Source organism: Pseudomonas sp. BNK-30 (assembly GCF_047456185.1).
GTDB classification, from domain to species: Bacteria; Pseudomonadota; Gammaproteobacteria; order Pseudomonadales; family Pseudomonadaceae; genus Aquipseudomonas; species Aquipseudomonas putida_E.
Map to the genome: position 1 here is coordinate 274,781 of NZ_CP179904.1, position 24,132 is coordinate 298,912.

Genomic DNA, 24,132 nt, shown 5'->3' on the forward strand with positions numbered 1-24,132 from the left:
TTTACAAATTCTCTTTACGGTTTAATCAAGCTGAAACGTCTCGGGTGAAGAAAGAGCTTGTACGGCGTAAAAGGGAATCAATATCATTGCCACCTTTACACTCCTTAACGGTGCCGCCGCCATGCTGCTTCATATCCCCGGCCTGTTCGACGCCAATGAGCTTGCCCGCATTCGCGAGGCCCTGGAGCAGGCCGATTGGGCCGATGGCAAGGTCACGGCCGGCTATCAGTCGGCCAAGGCCAAGCACAACTTGCAGCTGCCAGAAGGCCACGCGCTGGCGAAGGAAATCGGCAGCGCGCTGATCGACCGCCTGTGGAAAACCCCACGGTTCATGTCGGCGGCCCTGCCGCACAAGGTCTTCCCGCCACTGATCAACTGCTACCGCGAGGGTGGCAACTTCGGCTTCCACATCGACAATGCCTTGCGCCAGCCAAAAGGCAGCCCGGAGCGGGTGCGCACCGACCTGTCCTCGACGCTTTTCCTGAGCGACCCGGACAGCTATGACGGCGGCGAACTGGTGATCCAGGACACTTATGGCGAGCAGCAGGTCAAGCTGGCTGCCGGTGATCTTGTGCTGTACCCGGGCACCAGCCTGCACAAGGTCAACCCGGTGACGCGCGGCGTGCGTTATGCGGCGTTCTTCTGGACCCAGAGCCTGGTACGGGAGGACAGCCAGCGGGCGTTGCTGTTCGAGATGGACAATGCCATCCAGCAACTCACCGCCGATGTGCCCGAGCACCCCTCGTTGCTGCAATTGACCGGCACCTACCATAACCTGCTGCGCCGCTGGGCAGAGGTCTGAGCCGTGTCCTATCAGTTGCGCCGTGAAGAAGTGCTGGATGTCGCAGGCCTCAAGGCCATGCTCGAAGACAGTCCGGGCAAGGCCGCCCAGGCGATTCTCGCGGCGGCAGGGCAGGGCGTGATCGAAGCTCAGGTGCTGCTCGGGCAGATCCTGCTCGACGGCCGCGGCATCGAAGCGGATGCCGAAGTGGCCCGGCGCTGGTTCGGCATTGCTGCCCAGGGTGGCAGCGCCATGGCGCACAACATGCTCGGGCGTTGCCTGGAGCATGGTTGGGGCGGCGAGGTGAATGTGGCGCAGGCTGCGGTTCACTATGCCCGCGCAGCCGATGCCGGGTTGGATTGGGGGCTGTATAACCTGGGCAACCTGCTGGCTACCGGGCGTGGGGTACCGGCCAATCAGGCGCAGGCATTGATGTGCTACGAGAAGGCTGCGCGGCTGGGGCATGCCAAGTCGATGAACCTGTATGGGCGTTACCTGGAGCAGGGTATCGCTACGGCGCCCAGCCCGGCGCGGGCAGTGCGCTGGTACAGGCGTGCCGCCGAAGCGGGGGATTTTCGTGGGATGTTCAGCCTGGCGCTGGTGCTGGTAGAGCGTGGGCAGATGGCCGAGGCAGGGCAGTGGCTGGAGCAGGCGCGGGTTGAGGGGAACATGAATTTTCTGCGCAGTGCTTTGGCGACCTTGCAGGGGGCGGGGCCAGGGTTGATGGCCTTTGCGGCGCGGTATGCCGCAGAGATAGAACAGCGCGAAGCGTGATGGGGTCAACCTGAATGAAACGGGGCCTTTCGGCCCCGTTCTGCATTACAGGTAGTAGGCCTTCAGCGGCGGGAAGCCGTTGAATTCCACCGCGCTGTAGCTGGTGGTGTAGGCACCGGTCGACAGCCAGTAGAGGCGGTCACCGATCGCCAGGTTCAGCGGCAGGCCGTACTTGTAGTGCTCGTACATGATGTCGGCGCTGTCGCAGGTCGGGCCGGCGATGACCACTTCTTCCATCTCGCCTTTCTTTTCGGTCCAGATCGGGAACTTGATGGACTCGTCCATGGTTTCGATCAGGCCGGAGAATTTGCCCACGTCGGTGTACACCCAGCGCTCGACGGCGGTGCGCGACTTGCGCGCAACCAGCACTACTTCGCTGACCAGGATACCGGCGTTGGCGATCAGCGAACGGCCTGGCTCGAGGATGATTTCCGGCAGGTCGTCACCGAAGTCTTCCTTGAGGAAGCGGATGATCTCTTCAGCGTAGGTTTCCAGGCTGTTGGTGCGGGTGATGTAGTTGGCCGGGAAGCCGCCACCCATGTTGATCAGCTTCAGCTCGATGCCGTCTTCTTCCTTCAGGCGCTCGAAGATCACCTTGACCTTGGCGATGGCGGCGTCCCACACGCTGATGTCGCGCTGTTGCGAACCCACGTGGAAGGAAATGCCGTATGGCACCAGGCCCAGATCGCGGGCCAGGATCAGCAGGTCCATGGCCATGTCGGTCTGGCAGCCGAACTTGCGCGACAGTGGCCAGTCGGCGGTGGTGGAGCCTTCGGTGAGGATGCGTACGTAGACCTTGGAGCCCGGCGCGGCCTTGGCGATGTTGCGCAGGTCGGCTTCCGAGTCGGTGGCGTACAGGCGCACACCTTTTTCAAAGAAGTAACGGATGTCCTTGGACTTCTTGATGGTGTTGCCGTAGCTGATACGGTCGGCGCTGACGCCACGGTCCATCACCTTGTCCAGTTCGTAGATCGAGGCGATGTCGAAGCTCGAACCTTTCTCTTTGAGCAGGTCGATGATCTCGACCGCCGGGTTGGCCTTGACCGCGTAGTAGACCTTGGCGAACTCGAAACCGGCGCGCAGGTCGTCGTAGGCCTGGCTGATCATCTGGGTATCGATGAGTACGAACGGGGTTTCCTGCTTGTCGGCGAACGCCTTCATTTTCTGGAAGGTGTCACGCGCGAAATAGTCTTCGACCTGGATCGACATGCTCAGGGACTCCATGGGCAAACTGAAAAGATAAGTGGCTGCAAACTGAACGTCCTCCGTATCCCCACTTTGGTTCGCCTACTCAGTACTTGAGCCGGATGGATCGTTTCCAGCATGGACGTTCGGCGCGCACTTTAGGGCGTGAAGAACGCAAGATCAACAGGTAATCCGGGCGTGTCGACCCAAGATCGACGCGTTGCCACTTGAATAACCGACTCGTGTGACCGGTAGATGTTCCCCGCGCGTTGGCAGGCGTAAAAAATTGTGGAATAGACCGTTTCGGGCCCGTCACGGGCAAGCCCGCCCCCACAGGGATAGTGCGGTTTCTATAGCGGCGCCCTTCCCGCGAGAAAGGCGAAGGTGTTCATATTTATGGCCACGTTCATGGGCAGTGCAGTGCCTGAAATCACGCATAAATTTTTTGTTACCGACTGGCGGATTTGCTGTGCTTTATGAGAAATATTACTATTCGCGCCATTATCTGGCTCCTTGCTGACGACCCCGACCGTGTCCGGACACAAAGGCTTCCTCGACCATTACCAAGAGCTGATCGGCACCTGGACGCGCAAGCTGCGCAGTCGTCAGCAGGCCGAGGACCTCACCCATGACGCCTTCATACGGGTTCTGGAAAACCCGCGCGAGCAGGTCGAGCAGCCACGCGCCTACCTTCACCAGACCGCCCGCAACATTGCGGTGGACGGTTTTCGCCGCGAAGACCGGCGCCAGGCGCTCGAGCTGGAAGCCTTCGATGAAGGGGCCGGCGGCACGGGCGACCCCGAGGCGTATGTCCATGCCCTGGAACTGGCCGCCAGCGTCGAGCGGGCGCTGGCCGAGCTGCCGCTCAATTGCCGACGGGTGTTCATCTGGCAGAAGCTCGAGGGGCTGACCCAGGCCGAGATCGCCGAGCGCATGGGTGTGACCAAGAACATGGTCGAAAAGTATATGATCCGCACGCTCCGACATTTGCGTGAGCACCTGGATGTGTCGGCAAGATGAGTCAGGAGACCTTGTCCATGAAACAGCACGGTACCGAGACCGTCCGCCAGCAGGCGGCCGAGTGGTTCGCACGCGTGCAGGATGCACCGGGCGATGCCGTGCTGCTGGCACAGCTGCATGCCTGGCTGGAGGCTGATCCGCACCACAGCGAGGAGTATGAGCATCTCGTCAGCCTGTGGCGGGCCGCCGACTTCATACCGCGCCAGCGCCTCGAAGCGCTGTGCCAACCTGAGCCAGTGCAGCAGTTGCCTCGGCGGCGTTTCCTGCGCCAGGCACTGGCAGCCGGCGTGGCGGTAGTTGCCCTGGGGCTGGGCTTCAGTGGCTGGCAGTACCAGCGCCTGAATCACCAGGCGCAATTGCAGACCGCCTTTGCCGAGCGCCGTCAGGTATTACTGCCGGACGGATCACAGCTGGAACTCAACGGCGCTACGCAATTGCAGGTCGACTACAGCCCGGGGCGACGGCAAATTCGGCTTGATGCCGGCGAAGCGATGTTCATTGTCGCCCACGACAGCAACCGGCCGTTCGTGGTCGATACCGCACAGGGCCGTGTGACCGTCACCGGTACCCGCTTCGATGTGCGGTTGGACCCTGGCGCCACCCGTGTTGCAGTGGAGCAGGGCTCGGTACGCGTGCAGGGCAAGGATGCTTCGCTGGCGCAACTGACGGCGGGCCTGGGCATACATATAGATGCACAAGGCAAGCTTGCTTCGCCCTATGCGGTCGACGCCGCGGCGCTGACGGCGTGGCGCCAGGGCAAACTGGTCTTCGACAACGCCACCTTGGCTGAAGTGGTGGCCGAAGCCTCGCGCTATCGCACCGAGCCATTGCGCGTTGCCCCCGGCAAGGTGGCGCAGATGCGCCTGTCCAGCACCTTCAGCATCGATGATACCGATGCACTGCTGCGCGCCTTGCCGAGCATCCTGCCGGTGGCGATCAAAACCCGTGAAGACGGCTCTCGCGAAATAATTGCGAAATAGATTCAGGTTTTTTTCGGCTCGTTCGTCTTCCTCGCCAGCTGCAACTGCCAAGCATTTCCATTTGCATGCAGTTGGCGTTTATCCCGAACTTCAGGATGTCTTGACGACGTGAACAACAACAAACCTTTGCCACGCTTGCGCGTTATGGCGCTGGCCCTGGCGGTCAGTGCCGTGGCCGTCAACAGCCATGCCGAACAGGCCGACACCGCCATCCAGATCCAGGCTCAACCTTTGGCTTCGGCGCTCAGCCAATTGGGCCAGCAAACCCACCTGCAGCTGTTCTACAACCCTGAGCTTGTGGCCGGCAAGCAGGCCCCGGCGGTGTCCGGCAAGCTGGCGCCGGTGCAGGCCCTGCAACAGTTGCTGCAGGGCAGCGGGCTGACCTTCGAAATGTCCCAGGATACCGTGGTGGTAAAGCCGCTGCCGACCACCCTCGACCTGGGCAGCGGTAGCCTGGAACTGGCGCCCACCGATATCAACGTGGTGGGTGACTGGCTGGGTGATGCCGATCAGGCCGTTGTGCAGAACCACCCCGGTGCGCGCACCGTGGTGCGCCGTGAGGCCATGGTGGAAAAGGGCACGATGAACGTGCGCGACGCACTGCGTGGCATCCCGGGCGTGCAAGTGCAGGACTCCAACGGCACAGGTGGCAGCGACCTGTCGCTCAACGTAGGTGTACGCGGCCTGACGTCGCGCCTGTCGCCTCGCTCTACCGTGCTGATCGATGGCATCCCGGCCGCTTTCGCCCCTTATGGGCAGCCGCAGCTGTCCATGGCGCCGATCTCCTCGGGCAACCTCGACAGCATCGATGTGGTGCGTGGTGCCGGTTCGGTGCGCTATGGCCCGCAGAACGTCGGTGGGGTGATCAACTTCGTCACCCGGGCGATCCCGCAGCAGGCTTCGGCGGAGCTTTCCACCACCCTGGAGACCTCGCAGCACGGCGGTTGGAAGCACACCGAGTCGGCCTTCGTCGGCGGCACTGCCGACAACGGCATGGGTGTGGCGCTGCTGTACACCGGGGTGAACGGCAACGGCTACCGGCAGAGCAACAACGGCAATGACATCGACGACGTCATCCTCAAGACCCACTGGGCACCGACCGACGTTGACGAGTTCTGGCTCAACTTCCATTACTACGATGGCCGTGCCGACATGCCCGGTGGCCTGACCCAGGCCCAGTACGACAGCAATCCGTACCAGTCACTGCGTGATTACGATTACTTCGCCGGGCGTCGCAAGGACGTGTCGTTCAAATGGCAGCGCCAACTCGACGAGGCCACCCAGTTCGAAGTGCTGACGTACTACACAGACAGCTTCCGCGGCAGCACCATTGCCTCGCGTGACATGAAGACCCTGTCGTCCTACCCGCGCAATTACCACACCTTCGCCATCGAGCCGCGCGTTTCGCGGATCTTCTTCGCCGGCCCCACCACCCAGGAAGTCAGTGTCGGTTACCGCTACCTCAAAGAAGCCATGCGCGAACAGTCGACCCGCCTGGCGCTGATCGACAACGTTCCGACGCCTACCCCGACGTCCGACGGCCATGTATTCCAGGACCGCAGCGGCGGCACCGAGGCCAGCGCCTACTACATCGATGACAAGATCGACGTCGGCAACTGGACCATCACCCCGGGTGTGCGCTTCGAGCACATCAACACTGACTGGCGCGACCGCCCGGTGCTGGGCGCCAACAACCGCCCGGTGGCCGAGAAGAAGCGCAGCATCACCAGCAATGAACCGCTGCCTGCGCTGAGCGTCATGTATCACATCTCCGATGCCTGGAAGGTGTTTGCCAACTACGAAACGTCGTTCGGCAGCCTGCAGTACTTCCAGCTGGGCCAAGGCGGTACCGGTAACAGCACGGCTAACGGCCTGGAGCCGGAAAAGGCCAAGACCTACGAGCTGGGTACGCGCTATGACAATGGTGCTTTCGCCGGGGAGCTGACGGCCTTCTACATCGACTTTGACGACGAGCTGCAATACATCAGCAACGACGTGGGCTGGACCAACCTGGGTGCAACCAAGCACCAGGGTATCGAGGCGTCGGTGCGCTACGACCTGGCCGGGTTGGACCCGCGCCTGGAAGGGCTGTCGGTGAATGGTGGCTACACCTACACCCGCGCGACTTATGAAGGGGAGATTCCCGGCTTCAAGGGGCGCGACCTACCGTTCTACTCACGCCAAGTGGCCACCGCCGGCCTGCGCTACGCGGTCAACCACTGGACCTGGAACCTGGACGCCTACGCCCAATCCAAGCAGCGCGCGCCGGGTACGGGGATCAATGCCGACGGGAGCTTCAATGGCGACTACATCACCGAGCCGAGCGCTGATGGGCAGTATGGCGACATTCCGGGTTATGTGACCTGGCATGCGCGTGGTGGCTATGACTTCGGACCGAAGATGGCCAATTTGAAGCTGGCGGCGGGGGTGAAGAACCTCTTCGACAAGCAGTACTTCACCCGCTCCAGCGACAACAATGCCGGCATTTATGTGGGCGAGCCACGGACCTTCTATGTGCAGGCCAGCGTGGGGTTCTGATAGCAGCAGTGCCTCAATCGCCGGCAAGACGGCTTCCACATTGACAGCAGCGCTGCCGAACCCTGTGGGAGCCGGCTTGCCGGCGATGGGAGCGCGAAGCGCTCCCTTTGATCAGGAAACCACCGCCTCAGCTGGTGAGATGATGCTGGTCTTGGCCCCGCGCGATCTCCCCGAGCTCAGGTAAGCCGCGATCGACTCCTGCGTCACCTCGCCCAGGAACACCTGCTCGGCATCGAGCACCGGCAACCAGGCGCGGTTGAACTCGTACATCCGCGACAGCAGGATGCGCAGATGCTCATCGTGGGAAGCCGTTGCATTGAACTGGCGCAGGAAGTCCGCGCACGTGCCTTGCTGGCGGTGCATGTCGCGCCGGCGTACATACCCCAGCGCCTTGTTCTGCGCATCGGTGACCACCACATAGCGGCGGTCGTGCTCGTCCAGCAGCTCCAGCGCATCGCTCACGGGCGTTTCTGGGCTTACCGACGGGGCGTTGTCCGCCGCATCTTCGGCGCGCACCAGCAACAGGCGTTTCAAGGTGCTGTCCTGGCCCACGAAGTTGCTTACGAAGTCATCCACCGGGTGCGCCAGCAAGGTGTCCGGGTGGTCCAGCTGCAGCAACTTGCCGGCGCGGAAAATGGCAATCTTGTCGGCCAGCTTGATCGCTTCGTCAATGTCGTGGCTGACCATGATCACAGTCTTGTTCAGCGCCCGCTGCATTTCGAAAAACTCGTTCTGGATCATCTCGCGGTTGATCGGGTCGACTGCGCCGAATGGCTCGTCCATCAACAGCACCGGCGCGTCTGCAGCCAGCGCACGGATCACCCCGATGCGCTGTTGCTGGCCACCGGACAGTTCACGCGGGTAGCGTTGCAGGTACTGCTTGGGCTCGAGCTTGATCATGTGCATCAGCTCACGGGCGCGGTCGTGGCACTTCTGCTTGTCCCAGCCGAGCAGGCGCGGGACCACGGTGATGTTCTCCTCGATGGTCATGTTGGGGAACAGGCCGATCTGCTGGATCACATAGCCGATATGGCGGCGCAAGGTCACTTCGTCCAGGCCGCTGGTGTCTTCGCCATTGATGAACACCTGGCCGGAGGTTGGCGTGATCAGGCGGTTGATCATCTTCAGCGTGGTGCTCTTGCCACAGCCCGAGGGGCCGAGGAATACGCAGATTTCGCCTTCGTTGACGGTCAGGCTGACCGACTCGACGGCTTTGACGTCCTTGCCGTTGACGTTGAAGGTTTTGCTGAGGTTCTTGAGTTCGATCATGAGCGCAGTCCTTCTGGAGTCAGGGCACGTTGCAGGGTTTGCAGGAGCAGGTCGGCGATGATTGCCAGCAGGCTGACCAGTACGGCGCCGACCAGCAGCATCGACATGTCGCTGCGGCTGATGGAGGTGAGGATGAGTACGCCCAGGCCTCCGGCACCGATGGTCGCGGCGATGGTCATCACGCCGATGTTCATCACCACGGCAGTGCGCACGCCGGCGAGGATGACGGGGACGGCAATGGGCAGCTCGACCATGCGCAGGCGCTGGCCGAAGGTCATACCGATACCGCGCGCGGCTTCACGGATGCCAGGCTCGACGTTGGTCAGGGCGAGGTAGGTGTTGCGCAGGATGGGCAGCAGTGAATAAAGAAACACCGCAGTGATCGCAGGCAATGGCCCCAGGCCCTGGCCGAACTTGGAGTAGAACGGCAGCAGCAGGCCGAACAGGGCAATCGACGGGATGGTCAGCAGCACTGTGGCGCTGGCTTGCAATGGCCCGGCCACCACCGGGAAGCGGGTCATCAGGATGCCCAGCGGCACGCCGACCAGGATTGCCAGGCCAACGGCAATGCCGACCAGCATGATGTGCTGCCAGGTCAGTTGCAGCACCAGGGCCCAGTCGAGGTGGGCGAACGTATCGAGCAGGCTCATGGCTGCACCTCCTTGAGTGGGTGCTCTCGCAGGAATGCTGCGGCCACAGCAGTCGGGCTCTGGTGATCGACGTCGACCTTGGCATTGAGCTGGCGCATGGTCTCGTCATCGAGCTGCTCGGCCAGTGGCTTGAGCAGGGCGACCAGTTGCGGGTTGGCGTCGAGCACGGCCTTGCGCACCACTGGGGCAGCGGTGTAGTCGGGGAAGTAGTGCTTGTCGTCTTCCAGCAGCTTGAGGTTAAAGGCGCTCAGGCGGCCGTCAGTGGTGTACACCAGACCTGCGAACACCTGGTTGTTGTGCATGGCGGTGTAGACCAGGCCGGCGTCCATCTGCCTGATGTTGGCTCGGCCGACTTGCAGGTCGTACATCTCCTTCAGGCCTACCAGGCCATCCGGGCGGTTGGCGAACTCGGTGTCCAGGGCTACCAGGTGGTTGCGCTGGCGCTCGTCGCGCAGCACTTGGTTGAGGTCACTGATCGTGTTGATCTGTGGGTAGGCCTCGGCGACCTGTTTGGGCAGGCCCAGGGCGTAGGTGTTGCTGAACTTGGTCGGGGTCAGCCAGATCAGGTCCTTCTTGGCGTCCAGCGCCTTGACCTTGGCGTAGGTGGCTTCGGCGCTGGGCATGCGCTCTTCGATGTGGTTGTACGACACCAGCGACACGCCGGTGTATTCCCACATCAAGTCCAACTGGCCGGTCTCCTGGGCCTGGCGGGCGAGACTGCTGCCAAGGCCGGAGGTGACGCGTACATCGAAGCCATTGGCGCGCAGGTATTGGGCGGTGATTTCGGCGAGTACGGTCTGTTCGGTGAACACCCGTGCGCCGATGCGCACCAGGGGTTTTTCCGCCGCCTGGGCAAAGCCTGCGAACAGCAGGGCCGCGCCCAGCAGCAAGGCGATTCTCTTCTTCATACGTTCCCTCTTTTTATTGGGCCAGGCCACGTTCCAGCCAGCGCTTGCTGGAGAAACTCACCGCGGCATCCAGCGCCAGTGCCAGCAACGCCGTGCAGGCCGCGCCAAGCAGCAGCTGTGGCTGGTTGTTTAGGGCAATGCCGGGGAAAATCAGGCTGCCCAGGCTGTTGGCACCGATCAGGAACGCCAGGGGCGCAGTGCCCACGTTCAGCGCCAGGGCCACGCGCACACCGCCGACGATGATCGGCACGGCATTGGGCAGTTCCACCTGCCACAGTTGCTGGCGCGGGGTCATGCCGATGCCGGTGGCGGCTTCTTTGAGCGAGGCGGGGACGTTTTTCAGGCCTTCGTAGGTGTTGCGCACGATAGGCAGAAGGGAGGCGAGGAACAGCGCGAAGATCGCGGGCCCGGCGCCGATGCCCAGGATACTGAGGGCGATGGCCAGAACGGCCAGAGGGGGAATGGTGTTGCCAACGTTGAAGAACTGCATGAAGCGCTCGGCTTTGTCGACCCGGTGTGGTCGACTCAACGCAATGCCGGCGGGGATGCCCACGGCCAACGCCGCCGCCATCGAAGCCAGCACCAGTACCAGGTGCGCTTGCAGGTAAAACCCAAGATCGTCGCGGTAACGCGCGATCGTGTCGATGCCGATCCAGTGAACCAGCAGGGCCAGGATGACGAGCACGGCGGCCCATCCCAACAGCCCTTTTCCGTAGCGTGTAGCCACAGGCGGACTCCTTGTGTTGTCGGCGAGCACACTCTTTTTATGGCCGGCCATGGCTGGCGGCGAGTGGTGTGTTCGCGATTAGCAGCGTGAAGCAACCGAAGGCTGCGATCAGGCCATGAGCCGAACCCCGTCGGGCCCGAAAATGCTGATGAAACCAGTCCCCAAGCGAAGCGGGTTGCAGGGGAGTGGACGTCTCCGAGGGCGTAAAGGTTCCCATCTGCAGCGGCATTTGGCCAGTGTTAATCACTGGGGCGAGTGTTTTTTCGTACTAAAAAACAGCGTGAATCCTACGTAAAGGCGTTGGTTTACCTGCTATCTGTCTACCTGTGCTGATGGACAGAATTTCCCTTCTCGATCCTGGTGGTAGGTGACAAGTGCGGGGTCAGGGAGCACAGGTTTTATCAGGTGTTGATCAAGCAAGCAGACACTCGCTTTGAAAACCACTTGTCCAGAGGAGAGAAAGATGTCCAAGACGCTTGATGAGGTCATCAACGAATTGTCCCCTGAGCGCAGGGAGAGGGTGGAGCAGCTGGGTCGTCAATTGATTCGCGAAGAAATGACGCTTCAGGCATTGCGTAAGCAGCTTGAACTCACGCAAGAAGGTTTGGCAGAACGCTTGGACATGCGTCAGGGCAACATCTCCAAGGTGGAGAAGCGCAGTGACATGTTGATTTCGACCCTGCGCAGCTATGTGGAGGCCTTGGGCGGCACTCTGGAACTCGTTGTGAATATACCTGGCCGCCCTCCTGTGACGCTTGACGGTTTTTGTGAAAGCCAGGCGAAACGCGCCTGACTGACCATCGGTTACCAACGGAGGGGATCAAATTTTGGTCCCCGCCCAACTTCAGGTATGATATCGCCCCTTTTTGAATCCCCCAGTCAGGCGATTTCCCATGACCAACCAGGCCGCCGAAGTCGCGAAGCGCCGCACTTTCGCAATCATTTCCCACCCCGACGCCGGTAAGACCACCATCACCGAGAAACTCCTGCTGATGGGCAAGGCCATTGCCGTCGCCGGTACCGTGAAGTCGCGCAAGTCCGACCGCCACGCCACCTCCGACTGGATGGAAATGGAGAAGCAGCGCGGTATTTCCATCACCACCTCGGTGATGCAGTTCCCGTACCGCGAGCACATGATCAACCTGCTCGACACCCCTGGCCACGAAGACTTCTCGGAAGATACCTACCGCACGCTGACTGCAGTGGACTCGGCGTTGATGGTGCTCGACGGCGGTAAAGGTGTAGAGCCGCGGACCATCGCCCTGATGGACGTCTGCCGCCTGCGCGACACGCCCATCGTCAGCTTCATCAACAAACTCGACCGTGACATCCGCGACCCGATCGAACTGCTCGACGAGATCGAAGCGGTGCTGAAGATCAAGGCCGCGCCGATCACCTGGCCGATCGGTTGCTATCGCGACTTCAAGGGTGTGTACCACCTTGCCGGCGACTACATCATTGTCTACACCCCGGGCCACGGCCATGAGCGTACCGAGGCGAAGATCATCGAGAAACTCGACTCTGATGAAGCCCGTGCCCACCTGGGTGACGAGTACGACCGCTTCCTCGAGCAGCTCGAGTTGGTGCAGGGCGCCTGCCATGAGTTCGATCAGGACGAGTTCATCAATGGCCAGCTGACGCCGGTGTTCTTCGGTACCGCACTGGGCAACTTCGGTGTCGACCATGTACTTGACGCCGTTGTCGACTGGGCGCCGCGCCCGCTGGCCCGTGTAGCCCACGAGCGTACCGTGGAGCCGGTTGAAGAGAAGTTCACCGGCTTCGTGTTCAAGATCCAGGCGAACATGGACCCGAAACACCGCGACCGTATCGCCTTCATGCGCATTTGCTCGGGCAAGTACGAGAAAGGCATGAAGATGCGTCACGTGCGTACCGGCAAGGACCTGCGCATCGGTGACGCGCTGACCTTCTTCTCGTCCGAGCGCGAGCAGCTCGAAGAAGCCTACGCTGGCGACATCATCGGCTTGCACAACCATGGCACCATCCAGATCGGCGACACCTTCACCGAAGGCGAGGCGCTGGGCTTCACCGGCATCCCGCACTTCGCCCCGGAACTGTTCCGCCGCGTGCGCCTGAAGGACCCGCTCAAGTCCAAGCAGCTGCGCCAGGGCCTGCAGCAGCTGGCCGAAGAGGGCGCGACCCAGGTGTTCTTCCCAGAACGCAGCAACGACATCATCCTTGGTGCGGTCGGTGTGCTGCAGTTCGACGTGGTCGCCAGCCGCCTGAAGGAAGAGTACAAGGTCGAGTGCGCCTACGAGCCGATCACCGTGTGGTCGGCACGCTGGATCAGCTGCGACGACAAGAAGAAGCTCGAAGACTTCCAGGTCAAGGCCATGGAAAACCTGGCCATCGACGGTGGCGGTCACCTGACCTACCTGGCCCCGACCCGGGTCAACCTGTCGCTGATGGAAGAGCGCTGGCCGGACGTCAAGTTCCGCGCTACTCGCGAGCATCACTGATCCTGGGAGGGCTATGCCCTCCTTTTCGCGACACAAGGCCGCTCCTACAGCTGTAGGAGCGGCCTTGTGTCGCGAAAGGGCCGCAAAGCGGCCCCATTTCAGTTCCCCGCCTTGATACTGGTCCAGATGCGCGTACGAATGCGGTCGATCTTGGCCGGCATCGCCTCCAGCGCATACAGCTTGCCCATCATCTCTTCGCTCGGATAAATCATGGTGTTGCCCTTGAGTGCCGGGTCCACCAGGGCGTCGGCCTTGAGGTTGCCGTTGGCGTACTGCACATGGTTACTGATATTGGCCATCACCTGCGGCTGCAACAGGTAATTCATATAGGCATAACCCGCCTTCTCATCCGGTGCATCGGCCGGCATGGCAACCATGTCGAACCACATCGGTGCGCCTTCCTTGGGGATCGAGTAGCCGACCTTCACCCCGTTCTTCGCTTCATCGGCGCGGTTTTTCGCCTGCAGCACGTCACCCGAGAACCCTACCACCACGCAGATATCGCCATTGGCCAGGTCACCTGTGTACTTGGATGAATGGAAGTAGCTGATGTACGGGCGCACCTTCATCAGCAGTTCCTTGGCCTTCTCGTAGTCCTTCGGGTCTTTGCTGTGGTGCGGCAAACCCAGGTAGTGCAGGGCGATGGGTAACAGTTCAGGGCCGTTGTCGAGCACGGCGACCCCACAGCTCTTGAGCTTGCTCATGTACTCGGGCTTGAAGATCAGGTCCCATGAATCCACCGGGGCATTGTCACCGAGCACTGCCTTTACCTTGTCGATGTTGTAGCCGATGCCGGTACTGCCCCACAGGTACGGGAAACCGTACTGGTTGCCGGGGTCGTTGACCTCCAGCGCCTTGAGCAGCACCGGGTTGAGGTTGTTCCAGCCGGGTAGCTGCGACTTGTCCAGCTTCTTCAGGGCCTTGCCCTGAATCTGTCGGGCCATGAAGTGGTTGGAGGGGAATACCACGTCGTAGCCTGAGTTGCCGGTCATCAGCTTGCCGTCGAGGGTCTCGTTGCTGTCGTACACGTCGTAGGTCGGGTTGATGCCGGTGGCCTGCTGGAAGTTCTTCAACGTGTCGGGGGCCACGTAGCTGGACCAGTTGTAGATTTTTACCGAGTCGGCGGCATTGGCCACGCTGGCGGCCAGCATCAGGGGTGCGAGAAGGAGGGTACGCATGTCGGGTTTACCTTGCTTTGTCTGTTGTTTTCGAAGGCAGGCGATCAGCGGATCAGAAGATCAGAACGTAGGTCTTGCGCACGGTTTCCTGGATATCCCAGATGCCCATGCTGTTGGCCGGTAGCATCAGTGCGTCTCCGGCTTCTATGTGAAGGGGCTGGCCACCGTCGGGTGTGAAGGTGCAGCGGCCCTTGATGAAGTGGCAGAACTCCTGCTGCGCGATCTGCCGCCGCCAGCGCCCGGGCGTGCATTCCCAGATGCCGGTTTCGACGCCATCGCTGCGTTCCACGCAGGTGACCGAGGTCACTGCCACGGGTTCGCCAAGCGGCACCGCGACCGGGTTGGAGCTTTCCAGCACGGCGCTTTCGGTGTGTTTGAACTGGGTGATGCTCATTACCGTTGGATCCTGTGTGGGTGAAAGGGAAGTCAGTGCATGAAGCCTTCCATGAAGTCCGCCAGCGAGCTGGCCAGGCGCCGCCGCCATGGCACGGTGGCGGGGTTGGCGAGGGTTCGGTCCTCGTGCACGAAGCTCTGGATGATCGCGTTGTAGCCCAGCCAGCGGCAGGGCTCGGGCGGCCAGCTGGCCAGGCTCGACAGCGGACGGTTGTCGAGCACCCAGGGTTGCGCGGTCAGTTCGTTGTGCTGGTTGAGGATCAGCGCGGCCAAGGTGCGCCCACCGAGGTTGGTGGCGCCGACACCTTCACCGCCATAACCGCCGGACAGGGCAATACCGCGCTGGCGGTCACACAGCATGTGCGGGCGGAAGCGCCGGGCCATGCCCAGGTTGCCACCCCACGAATGGGTGATGCGCACATGCTTGAGTTGTGGGAACAGCTCGCTGAACAGGTAGCGGCGCAGGTCGACTTCGGCCTCTGTCAGGGTGAAGTCTTCGCGCAGCCTGCCGCCGAAGCGGTAGCCGCCGCGGGCGCCGAACACCAGGCGGTTGTCGGCGGTGCGCTGGCCATAGGTGACCTGGCGGCTGCTCTCGCTGAAGGCCTGGCCTTGTGACAGGCCGATCTGCTCCCAGGTCGATTCGGGCAGGGGCTCGGTGGCCACCAGCAGGCTCTGCACCGGCAGTTGATGTTTGCCCAGCGGTGGCAGGCTGGCGGCGTAGCCCTCCACAGCAGGGACCATCCACTGGCAGCGGATGCGCGCCAGGGGTGCCCGTACTTCACCGGGCTGCCAGTCGACGGCGGGGGTGTTTTCGTAGATCGGCACGCCCAGCGCTTCAACCGCCCGGGCCAGGCCACGCACCAGCTTGGCCGGTTGGATGGTCGCGGTATGCGGGCTGTAGATCGCGCCGTAGGCGTTGCTCACGCGAAGCTGGGCGTCCAGTTGCTCAGGGCGCAGCCAGCGGTAGTCATCCTCGGTCATGCCCTGGCGGTAGAGGTCATCGAGGTAGGCACGCAGGCTGCGCTCCTGTTCCGGGTAGCGCGCGGCGCAATACAGCACGCCGCCTTTGCGGTAGTCGCAATCGATACCTTCGCGTTGCAGCACGCGGTGGACTTCGTCGGGGATGCCATGCAGCAGGTCGATGCTGGCGCGGCGTTGTTGCGGCGACAGGGTGGCGAGCAGGCGGTCTTCACCGAGCATGTTGCCCATCAGCCAGCCGCCATTGCGCCCAGAGGCGCCAAAGCCGGCAATGTTGGCCTCGATCACGGCGATGTTCAGCTGTGGCGCCTGGCGCTTGAGGTAGTAGGCGGTCCAAAGCCCGGTGTAGCCAGCGCCGATGATGCACACATCGACGTCGAGGTCTTCGCGCAGGGCCGGGCGGGCGCACAGCGGCTCTTCAAGCTGGTCCATCCACAGGCTGAGCGTGCGCAAAGGTTGCATCGGGTTCGGCTCCACATCCGTCAAGGTCTGTGGGCGATCCTAGTGGCGTTCAGCGCTGGCTGTCTTACGTGCGTGCACGCAGGGAAATTTGCTTCAGATAGGCCTTGGGCGTAAGCCCGGTGTGTTCGCGGAAGCACTTGTAGAATGCCGACAGGGAGTTGAAGCCCGCGCTGAACGCCAGGTCGTCGATCGGCGCCCCGACCCTGTCGTCATCCAGGCTGGCCATCAGGTGCTGCAGGCGGGCCTGGTTGACGTAGCGGTAGAAGCTTTGCCCCAGCACCTGGTTGAGCAGGTAGGAGATCTGGTTGCGGCTGTAGCCACTGGCATCGGCCACCTGTTGCAGGTCCAGTTCCGGGTCAAGGTAGGGGCGCTGGCGCTGGAAGTAGTGCTCCAGGTCCTGGGCCATGGTCGACAGCTGTCGCGGCGAAAGGCCCAGGCGGCTGACGGCTGGGCGCGGGCCGCTGCTGGCAAGCCCCTGGCTGTTCTGGCGGACCAGCGTGGCGTACTCGTTGACCCGCCAGATCAGCCCGTCCTTGACCGTGATCGCTTCGCTGGACTGAAACGCCACCAGGCCTTCGCCGCCCTGCACCGTGACCTGGTACTGGATGAATGCCGTGCTGCCGTCTACGCGGATGCGGTCACCATGGACGATGTCCTCGCCGGCCTCGTGGGGCAGGCAAGCGCGGACGTAGTCACGCAACGCGTCGTAACCGAGCACGCGGTTCTGGAAAAAATCGTGGTATTGCACGTCCGGGTGATAGAGCGCAATCACCCCGTCGAGGTCGCGGTGCTTCCAGCACAGGTGGTAGCGCAGCACGGTTTCGGCGGTGATCGGCGTTTGTTCAGGGCCGTCGGCGAGGATGGTCGGGGTCATGGGTTGATAGTGCCGGGGAGGGCGGAAGCAGGCAAGTCTGTGGGCCCTGGGATGCGTGGGTCGGATCTTGGGGGGCGTTGCATAAACCCTGAGTGGTGAGCCTCGATTCGGGTGTTCTGCACGGTCCTAGGACGCACGCTTGAGCTAAGCCATTGATTTGGCAGCATGTCATTTTTTGACACAACTGGCACAGCCTCTGCACCGATTACAGGGCAATGGACCTGTTATCAACAATAAAGGCGAAAACCTCATGATTCACCCTGCCGACTACCCGCATGTCGATTCCCAGAGCCGCTCAGGCGTGTCCTGGGCGGCCATCTTCGCCGGGGCAGCTGCCGCGGCGTCCCTTTCACTGATCCTGATGGTACTGGGTGCGGGGCTCGGCTTTGCCGCTACCTCGCCTTGGGCCGATGAAGGCGCCAGCGCCAAGGCACTGGGCATCTCGACCATCATCTGGCTATTGCTGACCCAGATTCTTGCTTCCGGGCTGGGTGGCTATATTGCCGGGCGCCTGCGGGTGAAGTGGGCGAACCTGCACGGTGACGAGGTGTACTTCCGCGACACGGCGCATGGTTTTCTCGCCTGGGCGGTCGCCACCCTGGTAGCGGCGATGCTGATCGTGAGTACCGCCGGGGGGCTGGCCAGTGCCGGTGTGCAGGCGGGCGCGAATGCCGTGGGGGCCGCAGCCAGCATGGCGCCCAAGCCTGACGCCAATGGCTATTTCGTCGACAGCCTGTTCCGCAGTGATGGCCCGGCGCCTGTGAGTGACGACGCCGCCAATGGCGTGGCAGCACGGATTATCGCCAGGTCCATTGCGCAGGGGACGCTCGCCGAAGATGACCGCGCTTACCTGGCGCAACTGGTGGCCCAGCGTACCCGCCTCAGCCAGCCTGAAGCCGAAGCACGCGTAGACCAGGTGTTCGCCCAGGTCGAGCAAGCCAAGGTCGAGGCAAAAAAAGCTGCCGACACCGCAGCCAAAGTGGCGGCATGGACCGCGCTGTGGACCTTCGTTGCGCTGTTGTGTGGGGCATTCTTCGCCAGCCTGGCAGCCCTGTACGGTGGTCGCCAGCGTGATCGCGTGATGTGGCTGGAAGGGGAAGGGGTTGATTACACCACGCGTCGTACTATTCAACGTTGAGTAAGGAGAAACATCATGCGCTCATTACTGCTGTGGATGCTTGGGGTGCCGATTCCGGTGATCATTCTGATCGCGATATTCATGCATTGAGTGGTTGGGGCCGCTGTGCGGCCCATCGCCGGCAAGCCGGCTCCTACAGGTACATCACCGTTCTCAGGAGCAGTGAACTACCTGTGGGGGCCGGCTTGCCGGCGATTGAGGCTATGCCGACCTAAAGAAACTGCTCGGCATAGTGACAGGCGACTTGCCTGGTCCCGACCTGGCGAAACGCCGGCACTTCAACACCACACCGTTCCGTCGCATACGGGCAGCGTTTGTGAAATGCGCACCCATCCGGCGGGTCGAGCGGGTTGGGCAGCTCGCCGGCGATGCGGATCTTCGGCTTCAACGGGTCCGGGTGGATCGCCGGTGTCGCTGAAAGCAGCGCCTGGGTGTACGGGTGCAGCGGCTTTTCGTAGATATCTTCCTTCGGCCCCATTTCCGCCGGCCGGCCCAGGTACATCACCAGCACCTGATCCGCCACGTGGCGTACCACTGCCAGGTTGTGGGAGATGAACACGTAGGCCGTGTTGAATTCCCTCTGCAGGTCCATGAACAGGTTCAGCACCTGTGCCTGGATCGACACATCCAGCGCCGAGGTCGGTTCGTCGGCCACCAGCACTTTGGGTTGCAGCATCATCGCCCGGGCCAGGGCGATGCGCTGGCGCTGGCCGCCCGAGAACATGTGCGGGTAGCGCTGGTAATGCTCAGGCCGCAACCCCACCTGCTCCATCATCTTCTGCACTTTTTCGCGCCGCTCGGCCTTGCTCAACGAGGTGTTGATCAGCAGCGGTTCGGCCAACTGATCGCCGATCTTCTGCCGTGGGTTGAGCGAGGCATAGGGGCTCTGGAACACCATCTGGACGTCGCGGCGCAATTGTTTGCGCTCGCTTTTGCTGGCGCCTTTGACCTCGGTGCCGTCGATCTGCAACGAGCCGGAAGAGGGCTCTTCGATCAACGTCAGTGCGCGCGCCAGCGTGGACTTGCCGCAACCCGACTCACCCACCACGGCCAGTGTCTTGCCAGCTTCCAGCTCGAATGACACGCCATTGAGTGCGCGCACCAAGGCATGGCCCTTGAACAGCCCGCGGGACACTTCGTAATGCCGGGTCAGCTCCCGTGCGGTTAGAACGACGCTCATCACGCCACCTCCTGGTTCAGCGGGTAGAAGCAACGCACCAGGCTATGGGCCTGAGGGTCAAGGGGTGGGCGTTGGCGCCGGCAGTTGTCCTGCACGTACGGGCAGCGTGGCGACAGCAGGCAGCCGTCCGGGCGGTCGTACCGGCCAGGGACGATGCCCGGCAGCGTGGCCAGGCGTTCGGCGCCGATGCTGTGTTCGGGGATGGCCGCCAGCAGTGCTTCGCTGTAGGGGTGCGCGGGCACGTCGAACAGCTCAGGCACCTGGCCCACTTCCACGGCTTGGCCGGCATACATCACACAGACGCGTTTGGCGGTTTCGGCGACCACGGCCAGGTCGTGGGTAATCAGGATGAGCGCCATGTTGCGCTCTTCCTGCAGGTTGACCAGCAGTTCCATGATCTGCGCCTGGATGGTCACGTCCAGCGCCGTGGTCGGCTCGTCGGCGATCAGCAGCTTGGGCTCCCCGGCAATCGCCATGGCGATTGCCACGCGCTGGCTCATGCCACCGGACAGCTGGTGCGGGTAGGCGTCCAGGCGGCTTTCGGCAGCCGGGATCTCGACCTTTTTCAGCAGCTCCAGGGCACGCTGGCGCGCGGCTTTGCCTTTGAGGCCCAGGTGCTGGCGCAGCACTTCTTCGATCTGGTAGCCCACGGTGTAGCTGGGGTTGAGCGCGGTCATCGGGTCCTGGAAGACCATGGCGATGTCCTTGCCCACCACCTTGCGCCGCTGGCGGGAGCTGAGTTTGAGCATGTTGGTGCCGTCGAAGGTGAGCGTATCGGCGGTGATGCGCCCGGGGGCCTCGATCAGGCCCATCAGGGCCATCATGGTGACCGATTTGCCCGAGCCGGACTCACCGACAATGGCCAGTATTTCACCGGCGTCCACCGCCAGGTCCAGGCCGTCCACCACTGGGACTGCATTGGCGTCGCCGAAGCGCACGCTCAGGTTGTTGATCTGCAACAGTGACATGGCGCTCTCCTCAGGCGGCGTTCTTGAGTTTCGGGTCCAGCGCATCGCGCAAGCCGTCGCCCATCAGGTTGATTGCCAGCACACTGAGCAGGATGGTCAGGCCGGGCAGGCTCACCACCCACCAGGCGCGCTCGATGTAGTCCCGGGCCGAGGCGAGCATGGTGCCCCACTCCGGGGTCGGCGGTTGTACACCCAGGCCCAGGAAGCCCAGCGCAGCGGCGTCGAGGATGGCCGAGGAGAAGCTCAAGGTGGCCTGCACGATCAGCGGTGCCATGCAGTTGGGCAGCACGGTGACGAACATCAGCCGTGGCAACCCGGCGCCAGCCAGGCGCGCGGCGGTCACGTAGTCGCGGTTCAGTTCACCCATCACCGCAGCGCGGGTCAGGCGCACGTAGGACGGTAGCGACACGATGGCGATGGCGATCACTGTGTTGATCAGGCCTGGGCCGAGAATGGCGACGATCGCCACGGCCAGCAGCAGCGACGGCAGGGCCAGCATCACGTCCATCAGGCGCATGATCGACGGACCGAGCAAGCGCGGGAAGAAACCGGCCAGCAGGCCCAGCAGGATGCCCGGGATCAGCGACATCACCACCGACGACAGGCCGATCAGCAGCGACAGCCGGGCGCCCTGGATCAGCCGCGAGAGCAGGTCACGGCCCAGTTCGTCGGTGCCGAGGATGAATTGCCAGGTACCGCCTTCGAGCCATACCGGCGGGGTCAGCAGGAAGTCACGGTATTGTTCGCTTGGGTCATGCGGCGCCACCCACGGCGCGAACAGCGCACAGAACACCACCACGCACATGAAGGCCAGGCCCATCACCGCGCCCTTGTTGCGCGAGAAGGCGTGCCAGAACTCTTTGTATGGCGAGGGGTAGAGCAGGCTTTGGTCCACCGGGCTGGCCGGCGTCACGGATTTCGGAATAGGGCTAGTCATGGCGAAGGCCTCAGCGCTGATGACGGATGCGTGGGTTGGCCAGACCGTAGAGGATGTCCACGACGAAGTTGACCAGGATCACCAGGCAGGCGATCAACAGGATGCCGTTCTGGACCACGGGGTAGTCACGGGCGCCGATGGCTTCGATCAGCCATTTGCCGATGCCCGGCCAGGAGAAGATGGTTTCGGTCAGCACCGCACCGGCCAGCAGCGTGCCGACCTGCAGGCCGAACACGGTCAGCACCGGGATCAGCGCATTGCGCAGGCCGTGCACGAACACCACGCGGGCCGGTGACAGGCCTTTGGCGCGCGCAGTGCGAATGTAGTCTTCGCGCAGCACTTCGAGCATGGACGAGCGGGTCATGCGGGCGATTACCGCCAACGGGATGGTGCCGAGCACGATGGCCGGCAGGATCAGGTGCATCACCGCATCCTTGAACGCGCCTTCTTCGTCACTGAGCAGGGTATCGATGAGCATGAAGCCGGTTTTCGGCTCGATGTCGTACAGCAGGTCGATGCGCCCGGAGACCGGCGTCCAGCCCAGGCTCACCGAGAAGAACATGATCAGGATCAGGCCCCACCAGAAAATCGGCATCGAATAGCCGGCCAGGGAGATGCCCATGACCCCGTGATCGAACAGCGAGCCACGCTTGAGCGCAGCGATCACGCCGGCCAATAAGCCGACGATGCCGGCGAACAGCAGCGCGGCAAAGGCCAGTTCCAGGGTTGCAGGGAACAGGGTGAGGAACTCGCTCCATACGCTTTCACGGGTGCGCAGCGACTCGCCCAGGTCACCCTGGGCGAGCTTGCCCACGTAATCCAGGTACTGGACCGGCAGTGGCTTGTTCAGGCCCAGGCGCTCCATGGCCTGGGCGTGCATCTCGGGGTCGACCCTGCGCTCGCCCATCATCACTTCCACCGGGTCGCCGGGGATCAGGCGTATGAGCGCGAAGGTCAGCAAGGTGATGCCGAAAAACGTCGGTATCAGCAGGCCCAGGCGCCGGGCAATAAAACTCAACATTGTCAGGGTTACCTCATCAGCCGTTGTACGGCGGTGCCGCCGTTGCCCGTGTGGGTTGCCGGCGGTCGTTGTTGTTCTACTTCACCTGGGTGGTGGCGAAGTTGTTGTTGGTCAGAGGGTTGATCACATAACCCTCCACGTTGTCACGCATGGCAGTGAACATCTTCGGGTGCGCCATGCTGATCCAGGGCTGGTCGTCATCGTACACCTTCAATGCCTCGGCATAGAGCCTGGCACGCTCGTCGTTGTCGATCACCTCACGGGCGCGGGTGATCAGGTCCTGAAACTTCGAGTTGCACCAGCGCGCGTAGTTCTCACCACTTTTGACCGCATCGCAGCTGAGCAGGGGGCTGAGGAAATTGTCCGGGTCGCCGTTGTCGCCGGCCCAGCCGGTGGAGACCAGGTCGGCCTCACCGTTTTTCGCCCGGCGCAGCATCTCGGCCCACTCCATCACACGGATGTCCAGCTTCAGGCCGATTTTGGCGAGGTCGGACTGGAGCATTTCCGCCGACAGCCGTGGGTTGGGGTTGGTCGCGCCGCCGCCATTGCGGGTGAACAGCGTGATGACCGTGCCTTGCGGCACCCCGGCCTGCTGGAGCAGTTCACGGGCCTTGGCCAGGTCACGGGGTGGGTTCTGGTTGGCACTGTTGTAGCCGATCATGGTTGGCGGGTAGGGGTTTACCCCCACCAGCGCATTGCCCTTGCCGAACAGCTGGTCGACGTGGGTCTGGCGGTCGAAGGCCATGTTGATGGCTTTGCGCACGCGCACATCGCTGAGGTATTTGTGCTCGGTGTTCATGGCGATATAGCCGGTGACCAGGGCCTCGATCTCGGCGACCTTGAGCTTGGGATCAGCCTTGATCGACGCCACGTCGTCCGGTTTCGGGTAAAGCGCCACCTGGCATTCGTTGGCGCGCAGCTTCTGCAGGCGCACGTTGCTGTCGGTGGCGATGGCGAAGATCAGCGAGTCGGCCGGCGGCTTGCCGCGGAAGTAGTCCGGGTTGGCCTTGAAGCGCACTTGGGCGTCCTTGTTGTAGCGCTGGAAGATGAACGCGCCAGTGCCGATCGGTTTGCTGTTGAGGTCGCCGGTCTTGCCTGCCTTGAGCAACTGGTCGCCGTATTCGGCGGAGTAGATCGAGGTGAAGGCCATGGCCATGTCACGCAGGAACGGTGCTTGCGGGCGGGTCAGGGTGATGACCACGGTGTGGTCGTCGGTCTTGTCCACCGATTTGAGCAGGTCCTTGAAGGCCATGCTCTCGAAATACGGGTAGCCGACGCTGGTCTTGTCGTGCCACGGGTGGTTGGGGTCGAGCTGGCGGCGCAGGCTCCACAGCACGTCGTCGGCATTGAACTCGCGGGTCGGTTTGAAGTAGTCGGTGGTGTGGAACTTCACCCCTTGGCGCAGGTGAAAGGTGTAGGTCAGGCCATCGGCCGAGATGTCCCAGCGTTCGGCCAGGGCTGGCTGGATGTCGGTGGTGCCGGGCTTGAAGTCGACCAGGCGGTTGAACACCGTCTCAGCCGAGGCATCGGCGGTGACCGCCGTGGTGTATTGAACGATGTCGAAGCCTTCCGGGCTGGCTTCGGTGCACACCACCAGCGGCTTGGCCGCCAGGTTGCCGGCGGCGCCGAGGATGACCGCTGCCAGGGCAGCGCGTAGCGGTAGCGATGTCATGTGTCCTCCTTGCTTGCAATGA

General features: G+C 62.6%; 22 protein-coding genes. 8 read left to right on the plus strand and 14 right to left on the minus strand.

The annotated features are described in order from the left end of the window. The first annotated feature begins 121 nt into the window (after positions 1 to 121). Together ACMGGN_RS01285 and ACMGGN_RS01290 are read left to right on the plus strand one after the other, a co-directional pair. Complete coding sequence (locus ACMGGN_RS01285) at positions 122 to 802, plus strand: Fe2+-dependent dioxygenase (protein WP_039602751.1); 681 nt, start codon at positions 122 to 124, stop codon at positions 800 to 802. Between the two features lie 3 nt (positions 803 to 805). Next, positions 806 to 1,555 (plus strand): tetratricopeptide repeat protein, encoded by a 750-nt coding sequence (locus tag ACMGGN_RS01290; protein WP_119687739.1) that lies wholly within the window; start codon positions 806 to 808, stop codon positions 1,553 to 1,555. A 45-nt stretch (positions 1,556 to 1,600) separates the two neighbouring features. Here the strand turns inward: ACMGGN_RS01290 and ACMGGN_RS01295 are convergent, their stop codons facing one another. Then, positions 1,601 to 2,764: a type III PLP-dependent enzyme gene (locus ACMGGN_RS01295; protein WP_046784472.1), complete on the minus strand. Its 1,164-nt coding sequence runs from the start codon at positions 2,762 to 2,764 to the stop codon at positions 1,601 to 1,603. Positions 2,765 to 3,271: 507 nt separating this feature from the next. Here ACMGGN_RS01295 and ACMGGN_RS01300 point away from each other — a divergent pair. From ACMGGN_RS01300 to ACMGGN_RS01310, 3 genes are all read left to right on the plus strand, one after another. Further along, positions 3,272 to 3,760 carry a sigma-70 family RNA polymerase sigma factor gene (locus ACMGGN_RS01300; RefSeq protein ID WP_115275494.1) on the plus strand — a complete coding sequence of 163 codons (489 nt, stop codon included), beginning with the start codon at positions 3,272 to 3,274 and terminating at the stop codon, positions 3,758 to 3,760. A 17-nt stretch (positions 3,761 to 3,777) separates the two neighbouring features. Continuing rightward, positions 3,778 to 4,740: a FecR family protein gene (locus tag ACMGGN_RS01305; RefSeq protein ID WP_115273925.1), complete on the plus strand. Its 963-nt coding sequence runs from the start codon at positions 3,778 to 3,780 to the stop codon at positions 4,738 to 4,740. Positions 4,741 to 4,848: 108 nt separating this feature from the next. Further along, complete coding sequence (locus tag ACMGGN_RS01310; protein WP_414156399.1) at positions 4,849 to 7,278, plus strand: TonB-dependent siderophore receptor; 2,430 nt, start codon at positions 4,849 to 4,851, stop codon at positions 7,276 to 7,278. A gap of 111 nt (positions 7,279 to 7,389) precedes the next feature. Here ACMGGN_RS01310 and ACMGGN_RS01315 read toward each other — a convergent pair whose 3' ends face one another. From ACMGGN_RS01315 to ACMGGN_RS01330, 4 genes are read right to left on the minus strand one after another with little or no spacing between them, the layout of a single operon-like run. Beyond that, positions 7,390 to 8,547 carry a betaine/proline/choline family ABC transporter ATP-binding protein gene (locus tag ACMGGN_RS01315; RefSeq protein WP_414156400.1) on the minus strand — a complete coding sequence of 386 codons (1,158 nt, stop codon included), beginning with the start codon at positions 8,545 to 8,547 and terminating at the stop codon, positions 7,390 to 7,392. Beyond that, complete coding sequence (locus ACMGGN_RS01320; RefSeq protein WP_012316120.1) at positions 8,544 to 9,197, minus strand: ABC transporter permease; 654 nt, start codon at positions 9,195 to 9,197, stop codon at positions 8,544 to 8,546. Before ACMGGN_RS01320 ends, ACMGGN_RS01315 begins: the two co-directional genes overlap by 4 nt. After that, positions 9,194 to 10,105 carry a glycine betaine ABC transporter substrate-binding protein gene (locus ACMGGN_RS01325; RefSeq protein ID WP_115273928.1) on the minus strand — a complete coding sequence of 304 codons (912 nt, stop codon included), beginning with the start codon at positions 10,103 to 10,105 and terminating at the stop codon, positions 9,194 to 9,196. Before ACMGGN_RS01325 ends, ACMGGN_RS01320 begins: the two co-directional genes overlap by 4 nt. 13 nt (positions 10,106 to 10,118) lie before the next feature. Further along, the gene (locus ACMGGN_RS01330; RefSeq protein ID WP_012316118.1) at positions 10,119 to 10,832 is read right to left on the minus strand and encodes an ABC transporter permease; all 714 of its coding nucleotides are present in this window, start codon (positions 10,830 to 10,832) and stop codon (positions 10,119 to 10,121) included. A 463-nt stretch (positions 10,833 to 11,295) separates the two neighbouring features. Here ACMGGN_RS01330 and ACMGGN_RS01335 point away from each other — a divergent pair, with 463 nt between their 5' ends. Further along, entirely contained in the window at positions 11,296 to 11,625 is a 330-nt protein-coding gene (locus ACMGGN_RS01335; protein ID WP_115273929.1) for an XRE family transcriptional regulator, read from the plus strand. 100 nt (positions 11,626 to 11,725) lie between these two features. Continuing rightward, a complete protein-coding gene (locus tag ACMGGN_RS01340; RefSeq protein ID WP_012316117.1) occupies positions 11,726 to 13,309 on the plus strand; it encodes a peptide chain release factor 3 in 1,584 nt (527 codons plus the stop codon). 98 nt (positions 13,310 to 13,407) lie between these two features. Here ACMGGN_RS01340 and ACMGGN_RS01345 read toward each other — a convergent pair whose 3' ends face one another. From ACMGGN_RS01345 to ACMGGN_RS01360, 4 genes are all read right to left on the minus strand, one after another. Further along, positions 13,408 to 14,487 (minus strand): polyamine ABC transporter substrate-binding protein, encoded by a 1,080-nt coding sequence (locus ACMGGN_RS01345; RefSeq protein WP_046784466.1) that lies wholly within the window; start codon positions 14,485 to 14,487, stop codon positions 13,408 to 13,410. Between the two features lie 52 nt (positions 14,488 to 14,539). After that, positions 14,540 to 14,881 (minus strand): cupin domain-containing protein, encoded by a 342-nt coding sequence (locus ACMGGN_RS01350; protein WP_039604408.1) that lies wholly within the window; start codon positions 14,879 to 14,881, stop codon positions 14,540 to 14,542. 32 nt (positions 14,882 to 14,913) lie between these two features. Beyond that, positions 14,914 to 16,320 carry an NAD(P)/FAD-dependent oxidoreductase gene (locus ACMGGN_RS01355; protein ID WP_115273931.1) on the minus strand — a complete coding sequence of 469 codons (1,407 nt, stop codon included), beginning with the start codon at positions 16,318 to 16,320 and terminating at the stop codon, positions 14,914 to 14,916. Positions 16,321 to 16,384: 64 nt separating this feature from the next. Beyond that, a complete protein-coding gene (locus ACMGGN_RS01360) occupies positions 16,385 to 17,194 on the minus strand; it encodes an AraC family transcriptional regulator (RefSeq protein WP_204918827.1) in 810 nt (269 codons plus the stop codon). 250 nt (positions 17,195 to 17,444) lie between these two features. On the opposite strand from ACMGGN_RS01360, the gene ACMGGN_RS01365 reads away from it, so the two are divergent. Further along, positions 17,445 to 18,332, plus strand: a complete 888-nt coding sequence (locus ACMGGN_RS01365) for a hypothetical protein (RefSeq protein WP_414156401.1) — start codon at positions 17,445 to 17,447, stop codon at positions 18,330 to 18,332. Positions 18,333 to 18,543: 211 nt separating this feature from the next. Here ACMGGN_RS01365 and ACMGGN_RS01370 read toward each other — a convergent pair whose 3' ends face one another. The 5 genes from ACMGGN_RS01370 to ACMGGN_RS01390 form a co-directional block, all read right to left on the minus strand. After that, positions 18,544 to 19,512 (minus strand): peptide ABC transporter ATP-binding protein, encoded by a 969-nt coding sequence (locus tag ACMGGN_RS01370; protein WP_251962486.1) that lies wholly within the window; start codon positions 19,510 to 19,512, stop codon positions 18,544 to 18,546. After that, entirely contained in the window at positions 19,512 to 20,480 is a 969-nt protein-coding gene (locus ACMGGN_RS01375; RefSeq protein ID WP_414156402.1) for an ABC transporter ATP-binding protein, read from the minus strand. The genes ACMGGN_RS01370 and ACMGGN_RS01375 overlap by 1 nt, the downstream gene beginning before the upstream one ends. A gap of 10 nt (positions 20,481 to 20,490) precedes the next feature. Then, positions 20,491 to 21,417 (minus strand): ABC transporter permease subunit, encoded by a 927-nt coding sequence (locus ACMGGN_RS01380; protein ID WP_115273935.1) that lies wholly within the window; start codon positions 21,415 to 21,417, stop codon positions 20,491 to 20,493. A 10-nt stretch (positions 21,418 to 21,427) separates the two neighbouring features. Then, positions 21,428 to 22,438 carry an ABC transporter permease subunit gene (locus tag ACMGGN_RS01385; RefSeq protein ID WP_012316108.1) on the minus strand — a complete coding sequence of 337 codons (1,011 nt, stop codon included), beginning with the start codon at positions 22,436 to 22,438 and terminating at the stop codon, positions 21,428 to 21,430. A gap of 76 nt (positions 22,439 to 22,514) precedes the next feature. Continuing rightward, positions 22,515 to 24,110: an ABC transporter substrate-binding protein gene (locus ACMGGN_RS01390; protein WP_125923443.1), complete on the minus strand. Its 1,596-nt coding sequence runs from the start codon at positions 24,108 to 24,110 to the stop codon at positions 22,515 to 22,517. Between the last annotated feature and the right edge of the window lie 22 nt (positions 24,111 to 24,132).

Bases quoted from the DNA above. Each gene is read 5' to 3' on its own strand.
- ACMGGN_RS01285 (WP_039602751.1), top strand. From the start codon at position 122: ATGCTGCTTCATATCCCCGGCCTGTTCGACGCCAATGAGCTTGCCCGC.
- ACMGGN_RS01295 (WP_046784472.1), bottom strand. From the start codon at position 2,764: ATGTCGATCCAGGTCGAAGACTATTTCGCGCGTGACACCTTCCAGAAA.
- ACMGGN_RS01305 (WP_115273925.1), top strand. From the start codon at position 3,778: ATGAAACAGCACGGTACCGAGACCGTCCGCCAGCAGGCGGCCGAGTGG.
- ACMGGN_RS01315 (WP_414156400.1), bottom strand. From the start codon at position 8,547: ATGATCGAACTCAAGAACCTCAGCAAAACCTTCAACGTCAACGGCAAG.
- ACMGGN_RS01320 (WP_012316120.1), bottom strand. From the start codon at position 9,197: ATGAGCCTGCTCGATACGTTCGCCCACCTCGACTGGGCCCTGGTGCTG.
- ACMGGN_RS01325 (WP_115273928.1), bottom strand. From the start codon at position 10,105: ATGAAGAAGAGAATCGCCTTGCTGCTGGGCGCGGCCCTGCTGTTCGCA.
- ACMGGN_RS01335 (WP_115273929.1), top strand. From the start codon at position 11,296: ATGTCCAAGACGCTTGATGAGGTCATCAACGAATTGTCCCCTGAGCGC.
- ACMGGN_RS01340 (WP_012316117.1), top strand. From the start codon at position 11,726: ATGACCAACCAGGCCGCCGAAGTCGCGAAGCGCCGCACTTTCGCAATC.
- ACMGGN_RS01345 (WP_046784466.1), bottom strand. From the start codon at position 14,487: ATGCGTACCCTCCTTCTCGCACCCCTGATGCTGGCCGCCAGCGTGGCC.
- ACMGGN_RS01350 (WP_039604408.1), bottom strand. From the start codon at position 14,881: ATGAGCATCACCCAGTTCAAACACACCGAAAGCGCCGTGCTGGAAAGC.
- ACMGGN_RS01355 (WP_115273931.1), bottom strand. From the start codon at position 16,320: ATGCAACCTTTGCGCACGCTCAGCCTGTGGATGGACCAGCTTGAAGAG.
- ACMGGN_RS01360 (WP_204918827.1), bottom strand. From the start codon at position 17,194: ATGACCCCGACCATCCTCGCCGACGGCCCTGAACAAACGCCGATCACC.
- ACMGGN_RS01365 (WP_414156401.1), top strand. From the start codon at position 17,445: ATGATTCACCCTGCCGACTACCCGCATGTCGATTCCCAGAGCCGCTCA.
- ACMGGN_RS01370 (WP_251962486.1), bottom strand. From the start codon at position 19,512: ATGAGCGTCGTTCTAACCGCACGGGAGCTGACCCGGCATTACGAAGTG.
- ACMGGN_RS01375 (WP_414156402.1), bottom strand. From the start codon at position 20,480: ATGTCACTGTTGCAGATCAACAACCTGAGCGTGCGCTTCGGCGACGCC.
- ACMGGN_RS01380 (WP_115273935.1), bottom strand. From the start codon at position 21,417: ATGACTAGCCCTATTCCGAAATCCGTGACGCCGGCCAGCCCGGTGGAC.
- ACMGGN_RS01385 (WP_012316108.1), bottom strand. From the start codon at position 22,438: ATGTTGAGTTTTATTGCCCGGCGCCTGGGCCTGCTGATACCGACGTTT.
- ACMGGN_RS01390 (WP_125923443.1), bottom strand. From the start codon at position 24,110: ATGACATCGCTACCGCTACGCGCTGCCCTGGCAGCGGTCATCCTCGGC.